General features: G+C 62.5%; 16 protein-coding genes. 6 read left to right on the forward strand and 10 right to left on the reverse strand.

The features are described from left to right. Positions 1–23: 23 nt before the first annotated feature. A complete protein-coding gene (gene purL, locus ACSJJT_RS11255; RefSeq protein WP_435918366.1) occupies positions 24–2,282 on the reverse strand; it encodes a phosphoribosylformylglycinamidine synthase subunit PurL in 2,259 nt (752 codons plus the stop codon). 139 nt (positions 2,283–2,421) lie between these two features. Here purL and ACSJJT_RS11260 point away from each other — a divergent pair, with 139 nt between their 5' ends. Further along, on the forward strand, positions 2,422–3,720 hold the full coding sequence (locus ACSJJT_RS11260) for an MFS transporter (protein WP_435918443.1): 1,299 nt from the start codon (positions 2,422–2,424) through the stop codon (positions 3,718–3,720). A gap of 37 nt (positions 3,721–3,757) precedes the next feature. Here the strand turns inward: ACSJJT_RS11260 and pepN are convergent, their stop codons facing one another. The 5 genes from pepN to ACSJJT_RS11285 all read right to left on the reverse strand — a co-directional run bounded on the left by pepN (position 3,758) and on the right by ACSJJT_RS11285 (position 10,471). Then, the gene (pepN, locus tag ACSJJT_RS11265) at positions 3,758–6,301 is read right to left on the reverse strand and encodes an aminopeptidase N (RefSeq protein ID WP_435918367.1); all 2,544 of its coding nucleotides are present in this window, start codon (positions 6,299–6,301) and stop codon (positions 3,758–3,760) included. A 139-nt stretch (positions 6,302–6,440) separates the two neighbouring features. After that, positions 6,441–6,878, reverse strand: a complete 438-nt coding sequence (locus ACSJJT_RS11270) for a hypothetical protein (protein WP_063811685.1) — start codon at positions 6,876–6,878, stop codon at positions 6,441–6,443. Between the two features lie 266 nt (positions 6,879–7,144). Next, entirely contained in the window at positions 7,145–7,582 is a 438-nt protein-coding gene (locus tag ACSJJT_RS11275; RefSeq protein ID WP_277101403.1) for a hypothetical protein, read from the reverse strand. Further along, complete coding sequence (locus tag ACSJJT_RS11280; protein ID WP_435918368.1) at positions 7,579–8,268, reverse strand: hypothetical protein; 690 nt, start codon at positions 8,266–8,268, stop codon at positions 7,579–7,581. The genes ACSJJT_RS11275 and ACSJJT_RS11280 overlap by 4 nt, the downstream gene beginning before the upstream one ends. A gap of 13 nt (positions 8,269–8,281) precedes the next feature. Beyond that, on the reverse strand, positions 8,282–10,471 hold the full coding sequence (locus ACSJJT_RS11285; RefSeq protein WP_435918369.1) for a glycoside hydrolase domain-containing protein: 2,190 nt from the start codon (positions 10,469–10,471) through the stop codon (positions 8,282–8,284). 165 nt (positions 10,472–10,636) lie between these two features. On the opposite strand from ACSJJT_RS11285, the gene ACSJJT_RS11290 reads away from it, so the two are divergent. Both ACSJJT_RS11290 and ACSJJT_RS11295 read left to right on the forward strand, forming a co-directional pair. Then, a complete protein-coding gene (locus tag ACSJJT_RS11290; RefSeq protein ID WP_435918370.1) occupies positions 10,637–11,044 on the forward strand; it encodes a hypothetical protein in 408 nt (135 codons plus the stop codon). A gap of 9 nt (positions 11,045–11,053) precedes the next feature. Continuing rightward, on the forward strand, positions 11,054–12,415 hold the full coding sequence (locus ACSJJT_RS11295) for a dihydrolipoyl dehydrogenase family protein (protein WP_435918371.1): 1,362 nt from the start codon (positions 11,054–11,056) through the stop codon (positions 12,413–12,415). 126 nt (positions 12,416–12,541) lie between these two features. Here ACSJJT_RS11295 and ACSJJT_RS11300 read toward each other — a convergent pair whose 3' ends face one another. Further along, positions 12,542–13,255: a C39 family peptidase gene (locus tag ACSJJT_RS11300; RefSeq protein ID WP_435918372.1), complete on the reverse strand. Its 714-nt coding sequence runs from the start codon at positions 13,253–13,255 to the stop codon at positions 12,542–12,544. A gap of 118 nt (positions 13,256–13,373) precedes the next feature. After that, entirely contained in the window at positions 13,374–13,931 is a 558-nt protein-coding gene (locus ACSJJT_RS11305; protein ID WP_435918373.1) for a cell wall hydrolase, read from the reverse strand. Positions 13,932–14,311: 380 nt separating this feature from the next. Here ACSJJT_RS11305 and ACSJJT_RS11310 point away from each other — a divergent pair, with 380 nt between their 5' ends. Next, complete coding sequence (locus ACSJJT_RS11310; protein ID WP_435918374.1) at positions 14,312–15,262, forward strand: N-acetylglucosamine kinase; 951 nt, start codon at positions 14,312–14,314, stop codon at positions 15,260–15,262. A 39-nt stretch (positions 15,263–15,301) separates the two neighbouring features. Here ACSJJT_RS11310 and purQ read toward each other — a convergent pair whose 3' ends face one another. After that, complete coding sequence (gene purQ, locus ACSJJT_RS11315; RefSeq protein ID WP_435918375.1) at positions 15,302–15,976, reverse strand: phosphoribosylformylglycinamidine synthase subunit PurQ; 675 nt, start codon at positions 15,974–15,976, stop codon at positions 15,302–15,304. Positions 15,977–15,978: 2 nt separating this feature from the next. After that, on the reverse strand, positions 15,979–17,268 hold the full coding sequence (locus ACSJJT_RS11320) for a phosphoribosylaminoimidazolesuccinocarboxamide synthase (RefSeq protein WP_435918376.1): 1,290 nt from the start codon (positions 17,266–17,268) through the stop codon (positions 15,979–15,981). A 133-nt stretch (positions 17,269–17,401) separates the two neighbouring features. On the opposite strand from ACSJJT_RS11320, the gene ahpC reads away from it, so the two are divergent. After that, positions 17,402–17,965 (forward strand): alkyl hydroperoxide reductase subunit C, encoded by a 564-nt coding sequence (gene ahpC, locus ACSJJT_RS11325; protein ID WP_435918377.1) that lies wholly within the window; start codon positions 17,402–17,404, stop codon positions 17,963–17,965. An 89-nt stretch (positions 17,966–18,054) separates the two neighbouring features. Then, positions 18,055–19,629 carry an alkyl hydroperoxide reductase subunit F gene (gene ahpF / locus ACSJJT_RS11330; protein WP_435918378.1) on the forward strand — a complete coding sequence of 525 codons (1,575 nt, stop codon included), beginning with the start codon at positions 18,055–18,057 and terminating at the stop codon, positions 19,627–19,629. Position 19,630 lies beyond the last annotated feature (1 nt).

A 19,630-nucleotide genomic window follows, 5' to 3' on the forward strand; every position in this document is an offset into this window, starting at 1 on the left:
TCAGCTCAGGTCAAGAGTTCTCGTCACTCCCCCAGGGCAGCCGGAATCGGCTTGCGCCAAGTGCGCTCGATCTCGTCGAGTGACAGGCTGAACAGCCCGTTGACCTCGAACTCGCCGTGATCGATGACCTCACCGATGCGGGCGACCGGCGCACCATGCTCCTGGCACAGCTCCTTGAACTCGCGGTAGTCGGCACCGGACAACGAGACGACGGCGCGAGCCGGCGACTCCGAGAAGAGCATCACCGAGGGCTCCCCCTCGGGCAGGGTGACCGAGGCACCGAGGCCGCTGAGCAGACAGCTCTCCACGAGAGCCTGGGCCAGGCCGCCGTCGGACAGGTCGTGAGCGCTGGAGAGCAGACCGCGCCTGGCAGCCTCCACCATGACCGCGGCCAGGGCCTTCTCGGCGTTCAGATCGGGCATCGGGGGCATGCCGCCGAGGTGACCGGCGTGAATGACGTCGTCGTAGACCGATCCACCGAACTCGCACTTCGTGGTGCCGAGCAGCAGGACAGCGTCACCGTCATGGGCGAAGGCGGAGGGGATGCGGGTGCGAACGTCGTCAATGACACCGAGGACACCGACGAGCGGGGTCGGCCGGATGGACTCGTCACCAGTGCGATTGTGCAGGGAGACATTGCCACCGGTGACCGGCATACCGAGCTCACGGCAGCCGTCGACCAGGCCGAGAATGGTTTCGTCGAACTGCCACATGATGTCGGGGTCGTACGGGGAGCCGTAGTTGAGGCAGTCGGTGACGGCCACCGGGGTCGCACCGCTGATGGCAACGTTGCGATAGGCCTCGCACAGCGCCAGCTGAGCGCCCAGGTACGGGTTGAGGGTGGTCTGACGGCCATTAGCGTCCAGGGACAGCGCGATGCCGAGGTTGGTCTGCTCGTCGACACGGATCATGCCGGCGTCGTTGGGCTGGGACAGCACCGTGTCGCCACGCACGAAACGGTCGTACTGGTCAGTGATCCAGGAGCGGTCGCACAGGTGGGAAGAACCGACCAGCGCCAGTAGAGCACCGGCCAGACCCTCTCCCGAGTTGTCGCGCGGAAGGTTGTTGGCGTCATCGCCGTTGAGCTCGTCGATCCACCACGGGCGCGCCGCAGGCATGTCGAGGACCGGCCCGTCGTGGGCGACGGTGCGCGGATCGACGTCGACGATCCGCTCGCCGTGCCAGTCGATGTGGAGACGACCGGTGTCGGTGACCTCGCCGATGACGGTGGCGGCCACTCCCCAGCGATCACAGATCTTCATGAACTCGTCGAGCTGGTCCGGGCGCACCACGGCGGCCATCCGCTCCTGGGACTCGCTCATGAGGATCTCCTCGGCAGCGAGGCTCGGGTCGCGCAGCGGGACGCGGTCGAGCTCGATGTGCATACCACCGTCACCGGCGCTGGCCAGCTCCGAGGTGGCGCATGAGATACCGGCTGCGCCGAAGTCCTGCAGGGCTTCGACGACCCCGGCGTTGAACAGGTCGAGGGTGCACTCGATGAGCAACTTCTCCATGAAGGGATCGCCCACCTGGACGCTGGGCCGCTTGGACTCCCCTTCGGCGGCGAAGGACTCGGAGGCCAGGATCGACGCGCCGCCGATCCCGTCACCCCCCGTCGCGGCACCGAAGAGGATGACGAGGTTGCCCACACCGGAGGCCTTGGCGAACTGCAGGTCCTCGTGACGCAGCACGCCGACGCACAGCGCGTTGACCAGCGGGTTGCCGTAGTAGGTGGGGTCGAAGAGGGTTTGGCCACCGATCGTCGGCAGGCCAAGACAGTTTCCGTAGTCAGCGATGCCGGAGACGACACCGGGCAGCACTCGGGAGGTGTCGGAACCACCGAGGGGCCCGAAGGCCAGGGCATTCATGACGCCGACCGGGCGAGCACCCATGGCCATGATGTCTCGAACGATGCCGCCGACTCCGGTGGCTGCGCCCTGATGCGGCTCGACATAGGACGGGTGGTTGTGGGACTCCGCCTTGAACGTGACGGCCAGTCCGTTTCCGATGTCGACGACGCCAGCGTTGTCACCGATGCCTGCCAGCAGCGGGCCGAGCGGCGTGCGCTGGGGCAGGTCACCGAAGCGTCGTAGGTACTTCTTCGACGACTTGTACGAGCAGTGCTCCGACCACATCACCGAATACATGGCGAGCTCGCCGCCGGTCGGGCGACGTCCCAGGATCTCCCGGATGCGCTGGTACTCGTCAGCGGACAACCCCAACTCAGCCCAGGGCTGCTCGACGTCGGGGGTGCTGACGGCGTTCTCAACTGTGTCTGCCACAGGACCAATCTAGCCGTTGGATGGCGTCATTGCCGCCCCGACCACGTATTGCCGGCTCACTCAGCGCATGGGGAGAGCGCAACGTCTTACCATGAGCCCCGTGAGTACCGCCCCATCGAACCCTCGTCACCGCGGTGCCATGACATGGGTGGTGTGGATCACCGCGGTCATCGCCTACGGGTTTGCCGTCATGCAGCGAACCTCTCTGGGCGTCACGGGGCTGACGGCCGCAGACCATTTCAACGCCCCGGCGTCCGTCGTCGCCACTTTCATGGTGCTCCAGCTCGCGGTGTACGCCGTTCTGCAGATTCCGGCCGGTGTGGCCGTCGATCGGTTGGGGTCACGAGTCGTCATCGCTGCCGGATCAGTCCTCATGGCCGTGGGACAGGTCGTCATGGCCCTGGCCGGGAGTGTGGGAGGTGCCATGCTCGCCCGCATCCTGGTGGGATGTGGCGACGCCTTCATCTTCGGTGCTGCGGTGCGTCTGGTGCCTGCTTGGTTCCCGACTCGTCAGATCCCGCTGATGACTCAGCTCACTGGCCTGTTGGGCCAGTTCGGACAGGTTGTCTCGGCCGTCGGCCTGGTGGCGATGGTGGAGACCAGCGGGTGGCGTTCGAGCTACTTCCTCGCTGCGGCCGGGGCGGCACTGGCCGCAGTGCTGGCCGTCCTTCTCATCCGTGACGCCCCGCCCGGAGTCGAGCCGGAACGCACCGACGCCAATCTCAAGCAACTCCCCCACCAGGTTGTCGAGGTCGTCAAGCATCCCTCGACGAGGATGGCCTTCTGGGCCCACATGTCGTCGAACTTCGCCGGCATCGTCTTCTCACTGATGTGGGGAATGCCCTACCTCACTCATGCTGAAGGCCGATCAACCGCCACTGCCTCGACTCTCATGACGGTGTACGTCATTGCCAATGCCATCGCCGGTCCCACGGCTGGCATCCTCACCAGTCGCCACCCGCTTCGTCGCGGGACCCTCATCGAGGCAATGATCACCGTCTCTGCGCTGGCGTGGCTCGTCGTCCTGATCTGGCCGGGACGCGCCCCACTGTGGATGCTCTACGTCCTCGTCATCTGCCTGGGCATCTCACTGCCCGGTGGGGGCGTTGGGTTCGACGTGGCTCGCACCTTCCAGCCCGGCAACCGGCTGGCCACCGCGACCGGTGTGGCCATCACGGGCGGATTCTTCTTCGGCCTGCTGGAGATCGAGATCATCGGTCTGCTTCTCGAGGTACTGTGTCCCGGCGGGCACTACACCCTCAGTGGCTTCCGCTGGGCCATGTCCACCCAGCTCATCATCTTCGCCATCGGTCTCATCGGCCTGGAGGTCAACCAGCGCCGTCTGTACCGGATCATGATCGACAACGGCGTGACGGTGCCGACGTGGCGGGAGGCACTGGCACGCCAGTGGCGGGTCGTCAAGCAGCGTCGCCGCTGAACAACCCGCCACTGTCAGGCGCGATGGGGCTCGTCACTCAGCTGTTGTAGTCGCGGGCCGTCTCCGCACGAGAGGCCGCGTCACGAAGCTCCTTGACCGTCCGCGTCAGGCCACCCGTGGCCGAGGGGTGGTGCGCCAACCAATGATCGGCATCCTCGACGACGTCACCGTCCGGGAAGAGTCCGATCACCAAGCGCTGGGCCATCTCGATCGGGAACTCCTGCCAGATCTGTTCCAGGTCGTCGAAGTAGGAGCCGTTGAGGCTGGCGAAGATCTCGGCCCCCAACGGGGTGCGCAGACCGTCGATGAGTGCCAGGCAGTGCTCGTTGGACAGCTCGCCGGGGGTGCGCAGGCGACGGTAGGCGTCCTGCTTGGCAACATCGTCAGGACAGGCGGTCAGGGCGGCCATGTGGTGGGCGACGCCGGTCTTGGTGCGGTCACGCTCCAGCTCGGCGTCGAGGTCCTCGGCGCTGGCCTGGCCAAGGGCGGCCAGGGCCATCCAAGCCTGCCACCTCAGCTCAGGATCGACAACCAGATCCGTGACGTTGCCGTCGAGAAGTCCGCGGACCTGACCAGCCGACTCGTGGTCGGCTGCCGACAGAGCCAGGGCGTGGCGGGCCCAGATGCGCTGCAAGTCGCTGCCGGGCTCGGACTCGTCAAGTCCCTGCCATGCTCGAGCGGCCTCGGCTCGACGCGCGTTGTCGCGAGCCGAATCAGGCAGGTAATTCTCGACCGCCATCCGCACCTGCTGCAGGACGGCGGTGAGGATGGCCGGTTCAGTCTCCTTGGGGCCGTGCAGGGCAACAGCGTCGAGGTAGTCCTGCACCTTGAGCTTGGCGTCGCGCACCGCGTTCCACAGCATCGACCAGACCAGGGCGCGGGCCAGTGGTTTCGACAGGCCGGACAGGTGGGTCAGCACAGTTTTCGTCCCGGTAGCCCCAAGACGCACCTTGGCGTAGGTGAGGTCGTCGTCGTTGATGAGGATGAGATCCGGGGCGGGCTTGCCGACGGCCTCGGGCACCGGAGTACGCGGCGAGGACAAGGTCACATCGATGAGGTCAGTGCGCACCAGATCGTCTCCCTGCAGGGAGTACAGACCGACGCGAAGGGTGTGAGGACGATTGACGTCGTGGCCGGTACGCAGGTCGACGGAGTCACGCACCACGGCGAGCTCCTGGACGACCCCGTCACGAACGGTGAGTTCCGGCAGCAGAACGTCAGGTCCGGTGGTCTTGAGCCAGGCGTTCACCCAGGAGCTCAGGTCTCGACCGCATGCCTTCTCGAGGTGACGGATGAGATCGTCGAGAGTGGCTGAGGAGAAGGCCAGTTCGCGGAAGTAGTGGCGTGCCGCGCTGAAGAACTTCTCGACGCCGACGTGGGCGACGAGCTGCTTGAGCACCGACGCACCCTTGGCGTAGGTGATGCCATCGAAGTTCTGACGGGCGGCCTCCAGATCGACGATGTCGGCGACGATCGGGTGCGTCGTCGACTGCTGGTCGGCGGTGTAGGCCCAGGCCTTGCGACCGACGGCGAAGTTCGTCCAGGCCTCGCGGTACTCGGTGGCGTTGACCGAGGCATGGGCTCCCATGTACTCGGCGAAGGACTCCTTGAGCCACAGGTCGTCCCACCACTTGGGGGTGACGAGGTCTCCGAACCACATGTGAGCCATCTCGTGGAGGATGGTGTTCGTCCGACCGGCAAGCTCGGAGCGAGTGGCCGGGCCGCGGTGGATGTAGTTCTCGGTGAAGGTCACGAGGCCCGGATTCTCCATGGCGCCGAGGTTGTACTCGGGCACGAAGATCTGGTCGTACTTGCCCCACGGGTAGGGGTAACCGAAGGCGTCGTGGTAGAAGGCCAGGCCCTGCTTGGTGATCTTGAAGATCTCCTCATGATCCACGTACTCGGCCAAGGATGCGCGAGCGAGAATGCCCAGCGGGATGGACTCCGAGCCGTCGCGGGAGTGCCATTCGTCCTCGAATCGGACGTACGGGCCAGCGGCGATGGCGGTCAGGTAGGTCGACATCCGCGGGGTGAGGGCGAAGTCGTGCAGGATGCCGCCGTCCTCCTCGCGGGTGTCCTCATGGACCTGGTTGGAGATGACGCGCCATCCCTGCGGTGCGAGAACATCGAAGTCGACGTGGGCCTTGAGGTCGGGCTGTTCGAAGACCGCGTACATGCGCCGGGAATCAGCAGCCTCAAAGTGGGTGTAGAGGTAAACCTTGCCGTCGGCGGGATCGACGAAGCGGTGCAAGCCCTGGCCAGTGTGTTGGTAGGGCAGCTTGGCGGTGACGACGACGAGATTCTTACGATGAGTATGGAGTCCGTGAAGCTGGATACGAGAGCCGTCATACTCCGGCTCGACCTCCTCATCGTTGACGATGACCGACTCAATCTCGCCGTCGAGCAAGTCCAGGAAGGTGTCGGGCTCCTTGGTCGAGAATCGCACCCTGGTGCTGGAGGTGAAGTGGGTGGCCCCATCAGCGTCGGCACCGCGCACGTCAACGCGGACGTGGTACCTCTCGACAGTGATGATCTCGGACCGGTGACGGGCTTCTTCGCGGGTCAGATTCTTCGTACTCACACCACCAGAGTATGGCAGTGGCGCGTGCCATGAGCGTCTAGACCGAGCAGTTCCTCTGGATGAAGCTGTACCTCGAACCGATCAGGGTGTCTCATGTCCGCTGTTGACGGGTACGAGCCGGCGGGCAAGGGCAGCCGTGTCAGGGTAGGTCATCCAGCGATTCCTTTGGACAATCGACCTGCTGGACCGTCACCCCATGGGCCACGTCGTAAACCCGACACGCGACCGAGGATGCCGATTTGCCCCCGTCAGGTGGCAACAGAGAGCCTGACTCCATATGCCTGTATAAGTCGACACGAAACCGGGTCCCCTCACGACTACGCACAACCCACCGGTCGACGACGTTAACATCCGGCGGGTTGGTCTCGTTGAACCATGTCTGCGCGGCGTCCGCACGTTCAGCCGGGGAGGTGAGCCCATGCGAGTCCAACTCCTTGCGCAACGCGTCGGGCAGGTCGTAGTCAGCTCGCCCAGCAACATCCTCATCCGTCTCAGACTGGATCGTGCTGCAACCCGCCACACCGAAGCAGAACAGCACACACGCAGTCATGACGACCACGAACCGAGGACTCCTCATCGGCGCCCCCTCAGTTCTCGCCGAGCAACCGCACACCGCTCCGGCAGATACGCATCTATGGTACCAGCACCCCTGGCACATCCACATCGCACAGTCACGATTGCGACTAAGACGCGAAGTTCTAACAAGAAAGGCAGGGCGTCATCACTGCGCTTGGTGAGGAGCTTGCCGAGTCAACCGATGGTGATCAAACGCTGTCCCTCGAACCAATCGGATGTCTCATCTTCACTGTTGACGAGTACGAACCGGCGACCAAGAAAGCAGCATCACGGCAACTCAGCCAACGATTCCTGGGGGCAGTCAACCTGCTGGACGGTCACCCCATGGGCCACGTCGTAAACCCGACACGCAACCGAGTGTGCCGATTTCCCCCCGTCAGGTGGCAGAAGAGAGCCTGACTCCACACGGACGTAGAAGTCGACACGCAACCGGGTCCCCTCACGACTACGCACCACCCAATGGCCACCAAGAGAGATGTCTATCGGCCTGGTCTCGTTAAACCACACCTGCGCGGCGTCCGCACGCTCAGCCGGGGAGGCAAGCCCCCGCGAGTCCAACTCTTTGCGCAGCGCACGGGGCACGGCAACGTCGGCGCTATCCGCTGCTTGCACATCCGCCTCAGATTGGATCGTGCTGCAACCCGCCCCGCCGAAACAGAGCAACACGCACGAAGTCATGACAGCCACGAACCGAGGACCCCTCATCGGCGCCCCCTCAGTTCTCGCCGAGCAACCGCACGCCGCCCCGGCAGATACGCATCTATGGTACCAGCGCCCCCTGACGCATCCACGTGATCGACCACGTCGAAATGGCTCTGCAACCGTCCCACCTCAGGTGAAGTCGAACCTTTCGCGAGGTAGATCAAGGACTGGTCAGGCACCCTGAGATGCCCACCCCAAGCCAGGACTCCTCGCGACTCAGCAACGATATCCTCCAGCACAACAACCTCATCGGGGAAAAGATTACCCGTTGACCCGTACGGGAGAAAACTCTCACGAAAAAGGAAGGCTGTCCCGGACAGAAGGTTGGACCGTTGCGGTGAGGCAACATTCCGGTCATGCTGGAGCCCTGCCACGTCACCGGGACGCAATGAGACAAGTTCGTAGTTGATGCGCCTCAAGGCATGCAGCAGCACGACCGACGGTGCACCGGTCGTCAGAGTCACGTCGATCCCTGCACCCTCGACCGTCTGCGCAGCAGCAGCGGCACCGATCGGCCAGTCGTTAGCGCTGCGCATCCCAGACCATCGTTGCACGCGAGAAGGCTGGATGGGCGACAACGGAACCGGGGGCAGGGCGGCGGCCTCAGAAGCCAGAACGGCCGTCAGCCCGCTTGCGGCCATACCGCTCAGCAAGGCACGACGGGGAATCTTGTAGGAATTGTGTGTCATCGCCGCGTTCCTTTCACGCGCTTTCCGCCAGCTGACTGACAATCTTGGCGAAACCTTCAAAAAATGGAGACAATTTCTCCGACGGCAGTACTTCCGGCAACAGAGCTTTATCTCTGATCTGCATCTCCACCGCTGCTACTTGCAATTTGTGCAGCACAGAATCGGATGAATCGAAAAACATAGCCCGAGCCGATTTCTCAACAGAATCGGACGACGAGTTAAACCGCAGCCGATAGAAGTCGCGGAAGCGGGTCGTAATCGCCTGGCCAGTCAGGTAATCCCTCAGCACCGTCTTGAAGGGCACGCCAGCACGGATCGCCCGGCCCAGAAGATATCCATCCACATCTTCGATCATGTCCGAGAAACCGAAGGACGACTCGACACCGCGATGAGCAAGCCGATCCATACAAAACGCGTACCCCGACGCATAACTCCTCTCATTGTTCATCCAGTCGGCATAGAAGGTCGAGAGGTCACCACCCCAGCCCCCGAAATCGCCTCGGTTCGCATTTTTCCCGTCGCCCCAGCCCATAAGCATGACGGCGTTGGCAGTCGCGGCGAGATGATCCATTGATACGGTCTCATTGTAAATAGGATCCTCGAACGTGAGCATAAGCGAGCCAAGTTCGCTCGTAGCTGCCGTGAGCCAGTCCTCATCGGGAGCCCCGAGCAAGATCCTCCAACCTGCGTAGACGTGGGTGTACTTCGGGTGTCGAAGAAACTCCAGCACCCGTTTGTTGATAAGATTGACGTCGCTGGTGCCCCCACCGTATTTCGCCGCCATGTCATGGACCTGGTCAACTGTAGCCAGGGTGTCCTCCAACTTTGACGGTGTATGCCCACCCACTCCATCCGGGCCAATTCCCGGATCGATATGTGCGCGGTGCACATCGCGGTCCAAATCAATTTCCTTGCCAGAATCAGCAGAGTAACGAACCTCCTGAATCTGGTTGAACGACCAATTATACGGAAGAGGGAACCCGAGATTGCCGGAGAAGCCCCACGACATTCCTGAGACAAATGAACTTACCGTGTAAGTCTGCTCTGAGACGCGCGAGCAGACATTACGACAACCGTAGACGCCAGCGCGATAGGCATGACCTCGGCTAGCCAAGGCCGCCTGAACTCCCCGAAAATAAGGAATAATATTGCTGTCAATTTCAGGATCGGTTGCGTCATAGTCCACCGAGAAGTAGACAATGGCGCCTGGATTGAAACCGTAATAGACCATGCGGTCATGTGCCTTATTTCCGTGTTCCCATCCAGATTCAAAGGAGAAATCAATCAGGTCACGTGCATTGTACTGCCAAATGGGGAACACTCTCATGTTGCCAGCAAAAATAGCATGGAGTTCACCATCTTTGAGTTTTTTATCCAGCTTGCCGCCGGGAGGTTCATCAAGATACCTACCTACGACCCTATAACCCGATCTGACCAGCGAATGCGCAAGCGACTCCGTGATCGTGAAACGAGTATCACACGCATGCGCCGCGCGATTCGGGTCACCTGTGGATACCAATAATTGACACCACGTTGCGTAGTCCACACGATTGGTAACTGGTAGCAAACTGAATGCTTGAAATGCCTGAATATACTTGGCCAACTTGTCATCAAACGTAGACTTGAACATTGTATGAACCATGCCTTCACCTCTTGGAACAGCACCGTTGAAGACACAAGCCGCAGACAGCAACTCGACAAGAACACCACTATCACCAGGCTTCAAAATATGGGCTGCCAGCTGCTGTCGGGTGGCCGGCCCAAAATTCCCGTTCACCGAGGAATCTGCTATTCCAAACTCAGATTGAAGTGCCTTCATTAGTAGTTTTTGAACATCACGCGAATAATGCCCTTCAGTGGGAATAATCGTTGCAAATCTACGCTGCCAATACCTCCTATTTAACCACTGCTGAATCTTACGAACTTCCGGATCACCTCCGGAAACTAGGACGTAAGCATCCATTGTGAGCAAGGCCTTGAAAAGTTTGGCGTTCAGCCTGTCCTGCACCCCAATACCCATATTGTTTGCCATGGCATACAAGGACCCCGCCACTGCGTCCATCTGCGGCCCAAAAGGAGGTGAACTTCTCCAGATCCCGTCGAGATCCCCACCGGGATAACCTTTACAGTAAAAGGCGCACTTAATGATGTTGACAATATTCTTGTTCTGTTCGCCCGGCCCGACACCACCACGGGCGTCCACCTTGGACATTGTGGTCGGACCGAACGCATGCGACAGTTCCTGGATCCCCAACTCGTGCTGCAAGCCACGTGCTTTTAGTTATCACGATTATCGTGTTTCTGTATTATCCGCACGAACGCGGATAGTACACAAAACACTCGGCTCCCAAGCTAGAGGATGGCATCCGTGCCTAGCCCGCAGGCAGCCACCCCCAACCTTCCCTCGTCCAAAACTTACGCACAACGATTCTCCGAGGCCAAAGGCCGCTCTGATTGCTGGAAGCCCAAAGGTCATCTGGAGTCCAAATCACTCGCGGTTGCAAAACACATCACCATCGCCACGGCACAAACCCAGATGGGCACTTCTCCGATCGATTTCCCAATTCGAGGGAGCAAAGATCATCCGCGTCATTTCTATTACCTGAGAAAACACGTCACCATGGCCATCAGAAAAAGAAGCCGATATTCATACCAGCACGCATCGGCATCCATGCGCGCTACGCGAAAAGCGGCTGACCGGGCCGAGCACCGTGACATGATGGCATTAGTCGGCGATGCGATGGGCCACCGACCACCAATCGCGTACACACCGTAAGGAGTACCAGTGTCGAACACAGAGCTCACGGTCGATGTTCTGGTCATCGGATGGGGCAAAGCCGGTAAGACGATCGCCGGACGCCTCGCCGGGGAGGGACGCAACGTCGCCCTCGTCGAAAGATCAGCACAGATGTACGGGGGCAGCTGCATCAACGTCGCATGCGTACCTACCAAGGACCTCATCGACTCGGCATCCAAGCGGGACGGTCGCGACCCTGTCTCCTACTTCACCTCAGCCGTCGCCGATCGAGACGCCCTCATCGCCAAGCTGAATCACGCCAACCACGCCATGCTGGAGGGCAAAGTGCTTCTCCTCGCCGGGGAAGCCAGCTTCACCGGACCCCACAACGTCAAGGTGGTTGGGGGAGCCGATGAGATCGCGGTACACGCCGAAACGATCATCGTCAACACCGGATCTCACCCAGCCACCCTCCCGATTCCCGGTGCCGACGGCCCGCGCGTCCATGACTCCACCACGATCCAGCACGTCGATCCCCTGCCGTCGCGGCTCGTCGTCGTGGGTGGCGGATTCATCGGCCTGGAGTTTGCCCAGATGTTCGCCCGATTCGGTTCCCAGGTCACCCTGCTCGAGGCTGGTGACACCTTCGCCCCGGCTCTCGATTCCGACGTCGCCAAGCGTGTGCGCAGCATGTTGGAGAGCGAAGGGGTCACGATTGTCACGGATGCCCGCGCGACCTCCTTTCATGACACAGGCCACCACATTGACGTCGCCACTGGCGATCGCACCTTCACTGCCGATGCGGTGTTGGTGGCAGCGGGCAGGCTCCCCGCCACTGAGAACCTTCATCTTGAGGCCGCCGGAGTGGCCACGGATGAACGAGGCCACATCACCGTTGACACTCAGCTGCGCACCAGTGTCGACGGGATCTACGCGGTCGGTGACGTCAATGGCGGCCCGCAGTTCACTTATATCTCCCTCGATGACAACCGAGTACTGTGGGACACCCTTCACGACGGGCCGCGTCGTCGCGACGATCGAGTGGCCGTCCCGACGACGACCTTCCTCGACCCGCCGCTGTCCCAGGTCGGCATGACGATGCGCCAAGCCCGGGAGTCCGACCGCTCCGTGCTCGTGGCGTCCAAGAACGTCTCCACGATCGCTGCCATGCCGCGACCCAAGATCGTCGGACAAACCGAAGGCCTCATTCGAGTTCTCGTCGATGCCGACGACCACACCGTCCTGGGAGCGACCCTGTGGTGCATTGATTCGCAGGAACTGGTCAATCTCGTCTCACTGGCCATGCGGTTGGGAGTTCGCTACGAAACGTTGCGTGACGGGATCTGGACCCACCCGTCCTCGACCGAAGCTTTCAATGAGGTACTCGGGGTACTCGAACCTCTCACCTGAGAAATGACCGAGGTCCAGTTGTCGTGACCGAGTACTCACGGTCACGACAACTGGACCTCGACGGGGTTGGCCTCAGGACTGCTGCCGAATAGACGGCACAAAAGGTGATAATCCTGATGTGCCGTATCAGGCGCTATATCCCTTTGGCGGAATGAGCGTGGCCATCTGATCGAAGCTCAGCTTGTAGGTCGGCGAACCGGAGAACCCAGCCGGATCAGCAACCAACACCTCCCGGGTGTCGGGGTTGTAGCCGACGATCGTCAGGTAGTGGTAGATCGTGCGGTCCGGGTAGCCCGGCGGATGATTGTGGGCCGGGGCAACGATGTTGGCGACGATGGCGTAGCCCTTGTCAATGTCCGTGGTGATGTTACGCCACAACAGATTCTTCTGATCCTGGGTCGGCGGATCGTTGGGCATGTACGTGTTCTTGTAAGGCTGTGACTTGAGGTGGGTGTTGAGCACCTTCGTCACCAGCGAGATGTCGTTGGTTCCGTTCTGGGTGGTTCCGAGCTCGTTGGCCATCTGCTGCTGGGTGACCTCAATTCCCCGAGCAGACAGCGCGATCCGGGTCGAGGCCGGGCCGCACCACCAACGGGTGCCCTGGTACTCGAAGTCGATATGGACGGTGTGAAATCCGTGTGCGGCGGCATTGGCAATCTCGTCATTGGCAACGTCGGCTTCCGGGGCCCGGGACTGAACCGACGCGACCCCGGCCACCCGGGGCTGGTTTGCCAGTTGCGGCCCTGCCTGGGCCGTCATCGCAGCCGGGGCGGCCCCTACAGCGAGCGCCGCCAGGCCGACGACGGCATCGCGCCGCAGCCTGCTGATCATGGAACTCATGGGATTCTCCCTTCACATGTGGTGTGTCACAGGGGTGGTTCTCGGCGGGCCTGTCCCACCAAGCAGTCGTCACCGGGACGCGCCGTCATCCGACCTTCATCTCGGTGACGACAGGGCCTCAACGGCCGGCGCGATAGTCCTTGAGGAGCTGCTCGGCGAGCGGGTACCACTGGGCGTACCGATCCGGGTAGGCGGAGACCTGCACAGCCTGGGCGAGCTGGCCGGGATCCATGGTCTGCCAACCTCTCTTCTGGATCACGCCGGGGTTGCTGACTACATCATTGATTCCGTAGAAGGACTTGGCCGCGAAAACCGGGTCCATGATCTGCTCAACGGATCCCCAGCCACATGACGGGCGCTGCTGGAACAGGCCGACGGAATCACGGTCGCCGTGATTTATGTTACGTAGGCCGGATTCCTGCATGGCGGCCATGATCGCGGCGTGAATGGCGTTGTCCTTGCCGGCTGGATCGATGGCATTGGATTTCTCGGCGACACGAATAATGGTGTAGGCATTCTCGCGCTGTTCAGCGGTCAGGCTTGTCGCCGAGACGCTGGACGCAGAGACTGCAGGAGCTGCCTGGGCCACCGCGGACGCAGCCACACCGGCCCCCGTCAGAGCCATGGTGAAACCGACGGCCGAACCGACCAGTCGTGCCGTTGTTTTTCCGAACATGTCGTCACCTTTCGTCGACGTCATTCGACACGTTACGTTGCCCAGTCTCACCGCGATAGATACGCATTGACCAATGACATCACTGTTATTTCGAGAGCTCATCTTGTTGTCAACCACACCTCGGGCCATGATCACGACTCACAAACAATTGGCGAAATGTCACCATGCGGATTCCCTCGACATCATGATCACAAAGCCACCGCACAACTGACACAACAGGCGTCGCAGCCCCAGGCCAGCGACACGCGCGACTACAAGGAGTTCGCCGTGAGCGAATATGGATCTGTACAAAAGGTCAGCCCATTCTGTTCGATCGGGTGGCGTGATCATCCTGGCCCCTCATGAACTCAGCGTTGGGTCTTCGCCATAACCTTGGACCCATGAGTGATGTCGCGCGCAGTGAGTCCCCCGTCCTGGCTGTTGACGCTGGGCAATCCAGCACCCGAGTCCGCTGCGAGCCTGGCCCCTGGGGGCCAGAGTGGATGGTCACCTCGTCCGGTGTGCGTACTGCTCTCCCCCTCGCCCCGCAATTTGCGGCCGTCATGGCGGACGTCGTGGCGGCGCACCCCGAAGTCACCGGTTCCCACTGCACAGTGGCCATCGGGTCATCGGGAGCTCGCGACGATGAAGACCCCTTTCCGGTTCTTGCGGCCCTCAAGCCCTATGGAGTCGGTCGAGTGCTGCTGGCCCACGACTCCATCACCTCCTACCTCGGTGCCCTGGGTGACCAGCTGGGTGTCGTGACGGCTTCGGGAACCGGGGTCATCACGCTGGCCGTCGGCCACCACGATGTCGCCCGCGTCGACGGCTGGGGCTACGTCATCGGCGACGCCGGATCGGCCTTCTGGCTGGGCCGTCACGCCCTTGACGCCGTCATGCGCGCCCATGACGGCCGTGGCGAACAGACGATCCTCAGCGACACCATCGGTGGAGACTTCGCCGACATCGAGGCCGCCTACCTGGAACTCCACGCCGATCCGCTCATGGTCTCGCGGATTGCCGCCTACTCCGCCAAGGTCACCGCCGCCGCAGAGGAAGGAGATCCCGTCGCCCGCGACATCTGTGTGCATGCCGCCCACGAGCTGGCCCACTCCTCGATCACAGGACTGTGCCAGACTCACCTGGCCAACGAGGACAGCCCCGCCGTCGGACTACTGGGCGGAGTCATGAATTCCCAGCTCATCCGCGCAGCGATCGTCGAGGAGATCTCCGTGGCGATGCCAGGAGCGCGCATCGTCGAACCCCTCGGGGAGGGACTCGACGGAGCCGCAGCCCTGCCGACCGTCAGCCCGGAGTTCCCGCTCGGCCAGCGCATCCACGTCGCACAGTGATGGCAAGGCCCCGGACTGCGCGGGTGTGAACGCCGCGTCTCACAACTGAGCTGACACGAAAGTCAGCAAGGAGCGGAAGAACCCCAGTCCGTCGGTGCCGGCACCGGTGAGCTCCTCCACGGAATGCTCCGGGTGAGGCATCAGTCCGACAACGTTTCCCGCCTCATTGGTGACACCGGCAATGTCGTGGACCGAGCCGTTCGGGTTGTCGGTGTAACGAAACACGACCTGATTGTTGGCCTCCAAGGTCGCCAGGGTCGCAGGATCAGCCACGTAGTTGCCTTCGCCGTGCTTGGCCGCGATGCGAATGCGCTGACTGGGACGGAAAGCACAAGTCCAGACGGTGTCGACACTGGCGACCTGAAGCTGCTGCACCGAGCAATGGAAACGTCGCTTCTCGTTACGCATGAGGGTGCCGGGAAGGAGATGGGACTCGCAGAGCACCTGGAATCCATTGCAGATGCCGAGCACCGGGAGACCGGCGTCCACAGCTCCACGGATGGACGACATGACGGGCGAGGCAGCTGCCAAGGCTCCTGCACGCAGGTAGTCGCCGTAGGAGAACCCGCCCGGAAGGACGACGGCGTCGACCCCGGCCAGATCCGTCGAGGCGTACCACAGCGACACGGGCTCGCCCCCGGCGAGGCGAACGGCCCTCGCTGCGTCCTGGTCGTCAAGCGTGCCGGGGAAGGTGACGACTCCGATTCGTGCCATCGTCAGTCCTCCAGGCGCACGTCGAAGGACTCGATGACGGTGTTGGCCAGCAGCTCGGAGGCGACCTCACGGATCTCGTCGAGGCGATCGTCCACGCCATCACCGGTGATTTCGAAACGCTTGCCCTGACGCACCGTCAGGCCCTCATGTCCGAGGCGGGCGAGCACCGACGTGATGGCCTTGCCCTGGGGATCAAGGATCTCGGGCTTGGGCATGACCTCCACCACTACACGTGACATGGCACCAATCTTATCGACACCACCGGGATCCGGCTCGTCAGGGACGTCGGCAGCGTCGGGAATGCTGGCATCGGGAGCCCCGTCAGGAGCCGGAACAGCGGCCTGGGCAGGAACGACATCACCTTCCGGCGGGAGGACGGGGTCAGTCGCCGGACCAGTATTCGACACGTCACCGACCTCGTCGCCGGACATCTGTCCACCGGTCAGGCGCGCCCACGCCTCCTCATAGCGACGACTGGTGGCCTCGACGACCTCATCGGGCAGGGTCGGGGGCTCCTCGTCGCTGGTTCGATCCCAGCCAGACTCGTGGGCGAGCCAGTCACGTACGTACTGCTTGTCGAAGGAGTCGGCTCCCTTGCCGGGCTGCCAGGTCTGCGCGTCCCAGAACCGCGATGAGTCCGGGGTGAGCACCTCGTCGGCAAGGACGATGGTGCCGTCGGCTCGACGACCGAACTCGAACTTGGTGTCGGCGAGGATGATGCCGCGCTCACGGGCAATCTCCTCGGCGCGCTGGTAGATGCGCAGCGAGAGGTCATGCAACTCGGCCGCGGCCTCGGGACCGACGAGCTTCACCAGGTGCAGGTAGTCGATGTTCTCGTCATGCTCGCCCTGAGGAGCCTTGGCAGCGGGGGTGAAGATGGGTTCCTCGAGACGGGAGCCGTCCTGCAGCCCCTGCGGGAGACGGATTCCACACACCGCGCGATTGCGCTGGTACTCGGCCCAGCCCGAACCGGTGAGGTAGCCGCGCACGACGCACTCGACAGGGAACATCTCGAGTTCCTCGACGACCATGGCTCGGCCAGTGACCTCGGCGGGAACGTCCAGACTGACGAAGTGGTTGTCGACGATGTCGGCCAGCTGGTCGAACCACCACAGCGACATGTTCGTCAGAATGGCTCCCTTCCCGGGAACACCAGGAGTCAGGACGTGGTCGTAGGCGCTGATCCGGTCGGTGGCAACCATGAGGAGGCGACCAGGCTGATCGGGGAGGCGGTAGAGGCGACGGACCTTGCCCTCAGCCAGCAACGGGAGATCGGGGTGCGGAGTGACCATGAGGGCATCATGCCACGGTTGTGAACCCTGACGAGGCAGAGAGCCCCGATTCACCCATCCAATAGATGTTGACTATGGTGCACCCCTCAGTGATAGCGTCAAACTATCACGTCGTCGATCAGAGAGGACTCAGATGAGTCTCATCAGCACCAAGATCCTCCCCTTCAAGGCCAACGCCTTCCGAAATGGCGACTTCATCGAGGTCTCCGACTCCGACATCAGCGGCAAGTGGGCCATCTTCTTCTTCTACCCCGGCGACTTCACCTTCGTGTGCCCCACCGAGCTGGGTGACCTCGCCGACCACTACGAGGAACTGCAAGCGATGGGCGTCGAGGTGTTCTCGGTGTCCACCGACTCCCACTTCGTCCACAAGGCCTGGCACTCCAACTCCGACACCGTCGGCAAGGTCACCTACACGATGATCGGCGACTCGAACTTCCAGCTGACCTACAACTTCGACGTCGAGCGTGAGGGGGCCGGCCAGGCTGAACGCGCCACCTTCCTCGTCGATCCCGACGGCGTCATCCAGTTCTACGAGCTGACCGCTGAGGGCATTGGCCGCAACGCTGCCGAGCTGGTCCGCAAGGTCAAGGCTGCCCAGTACGTCTACGCCCACCCAGGTGAGGTCTGCCCCGCCAAGTGGGAGGAGGGCTCCGAGACCCTCACGCCGTCCATCGACCTCGTCGGCAAGATCTGAGATCCGACCCGAGCATCTGTCGCAGGGGCACTCGTCCCTGCGACGGATCCCCCGATCGGCACGCCCCCACTTCCCCACCCAGGAGAACCATGCTTGACAGCGTCCTGACAACCGAGCTCAAGACCTACCTCGAGATGGTGCGCGAACCCATCGTCCTGGTGCCCTCCCCCTACCGGGGAGACGACGCCACCACGACGCCGAAATCAGCGCAGATGGACGAGCTGCTCGCCGAGATCGCCGCTCTGTCGGACAAGGTGAGCGTCGGTGAGCCCGTTGGCAACGAGCGTACCCCGTCCTTCGCCATCACCCGACCCGGTTCCCCCGTCGACATCCGCTTCGCCGGTCTACCGATGGGCCACGAGTTCACCTCCTTGGTGCTGGCCCTGCTGCAGGTCGGCGGTCACCCGGTCAAGGAGGAACAGTCCCTCATCGACGCCGTGCGCGCGGTCAAGGGGGAGCATCACTTCGTCACCTACATGTCGTTGACCTGCCAGAATTGTCCGACGGTTGTTCAGGCCCTCAACGCGATGGCCGTCCTCAACCCAAACATCCACCACACTGCCGTCGAGGGTGGTACCTACACCGACGAGGTGGAGGCCAAGGGCATCGCCTCGGTACCAGCCATCCATCTGGACGGCGAAGACTGGGGGTCTGGGCGCATGGACATGGCCGAGATCCTCGAGCGTCTCGACGCCACTGCTGCTCAGGGAGCCAAGGAGAACCTCTCCGAGCGTGACCCCTACGATGTTCTCGTCGTCGGCGCTGGCCCGGCTGGCGTCGCAGCTGCCGTGTATGCCGCTCGCAAGGGTATTCGCACCGCCATGGCTGGCTCCCGGATCGGCGGCCAGGTGCTCGACACCGAGGCCATCGACAACCTCATCTCAGTGCCCCACACCACCGGACCGATGCTGGCCGACGCCCTGCGCGCCCATGTCGGTGACTACGACATTGACGTCATCGAGCATCAGACCGCGAGCGCTCTGGAGACTGCCGACGGCATGACGAGCGTGCGTCTGACTGACGGGGACCTGCGTGCCCGCTCGGTCGTCATCGCCACCGGAGCCCGCTGGCGTAACCTCGGCGTTCCCGGCGAGGAGGAGTACCGCACCAAGGGTGTGACCTACTGCCCACACTGCGACGGACCGCTCTTCACGGGCAGAAACGTTGCCGTCGTCGGTGGCGGAAACTCCGGCATCGAGGCGGCGATCGACTTGGCCGGCGTCGTCGGCCACGTCACCGTCGTCGAGTTCCTTGACGATCTCAAGGCCGATGACGTGCTGCTGCTCACCTTGGAGTCACTGCCCAACGTCGACGTCATCACCTCGGCTCGCACCACCCAGGTCTTGGGCGACGGCTCCGCGGTGACGGGACTGGAGTACGAGGACCGCACCAGCGGTGAGATCAGGAGAATCGAGGTTGCTGGCGTCTTCGTTCAGATCGGCCTGCTTCCCAACACCGAGTGGCTGGAGGGCTCCGTGGAGCGCACCGGTCGCGGCGAGATCGTCATCGACGAGCGCGGTACCACCTCGGTTCCCGGCGTGTTTGCCGCCGGCGACTGCACCACCCAGCCCTACAAGCAGATCATCATCTCGATGGGTGCCGGTGCGACGGCGTCTCTGGGAGCTTTCGACCACCTCATTCGTCAGGACCCTGCGCAGAGCTGAG

The sequence above is a fragment of the Cutibacterium nasicola genome, assembly GCF_051303185.1.
GTDB lineage: Bacteria > Actinomycetota > Actinomycetes > Propionibacteriales > Propionibacteriaceae > Cutibacterium.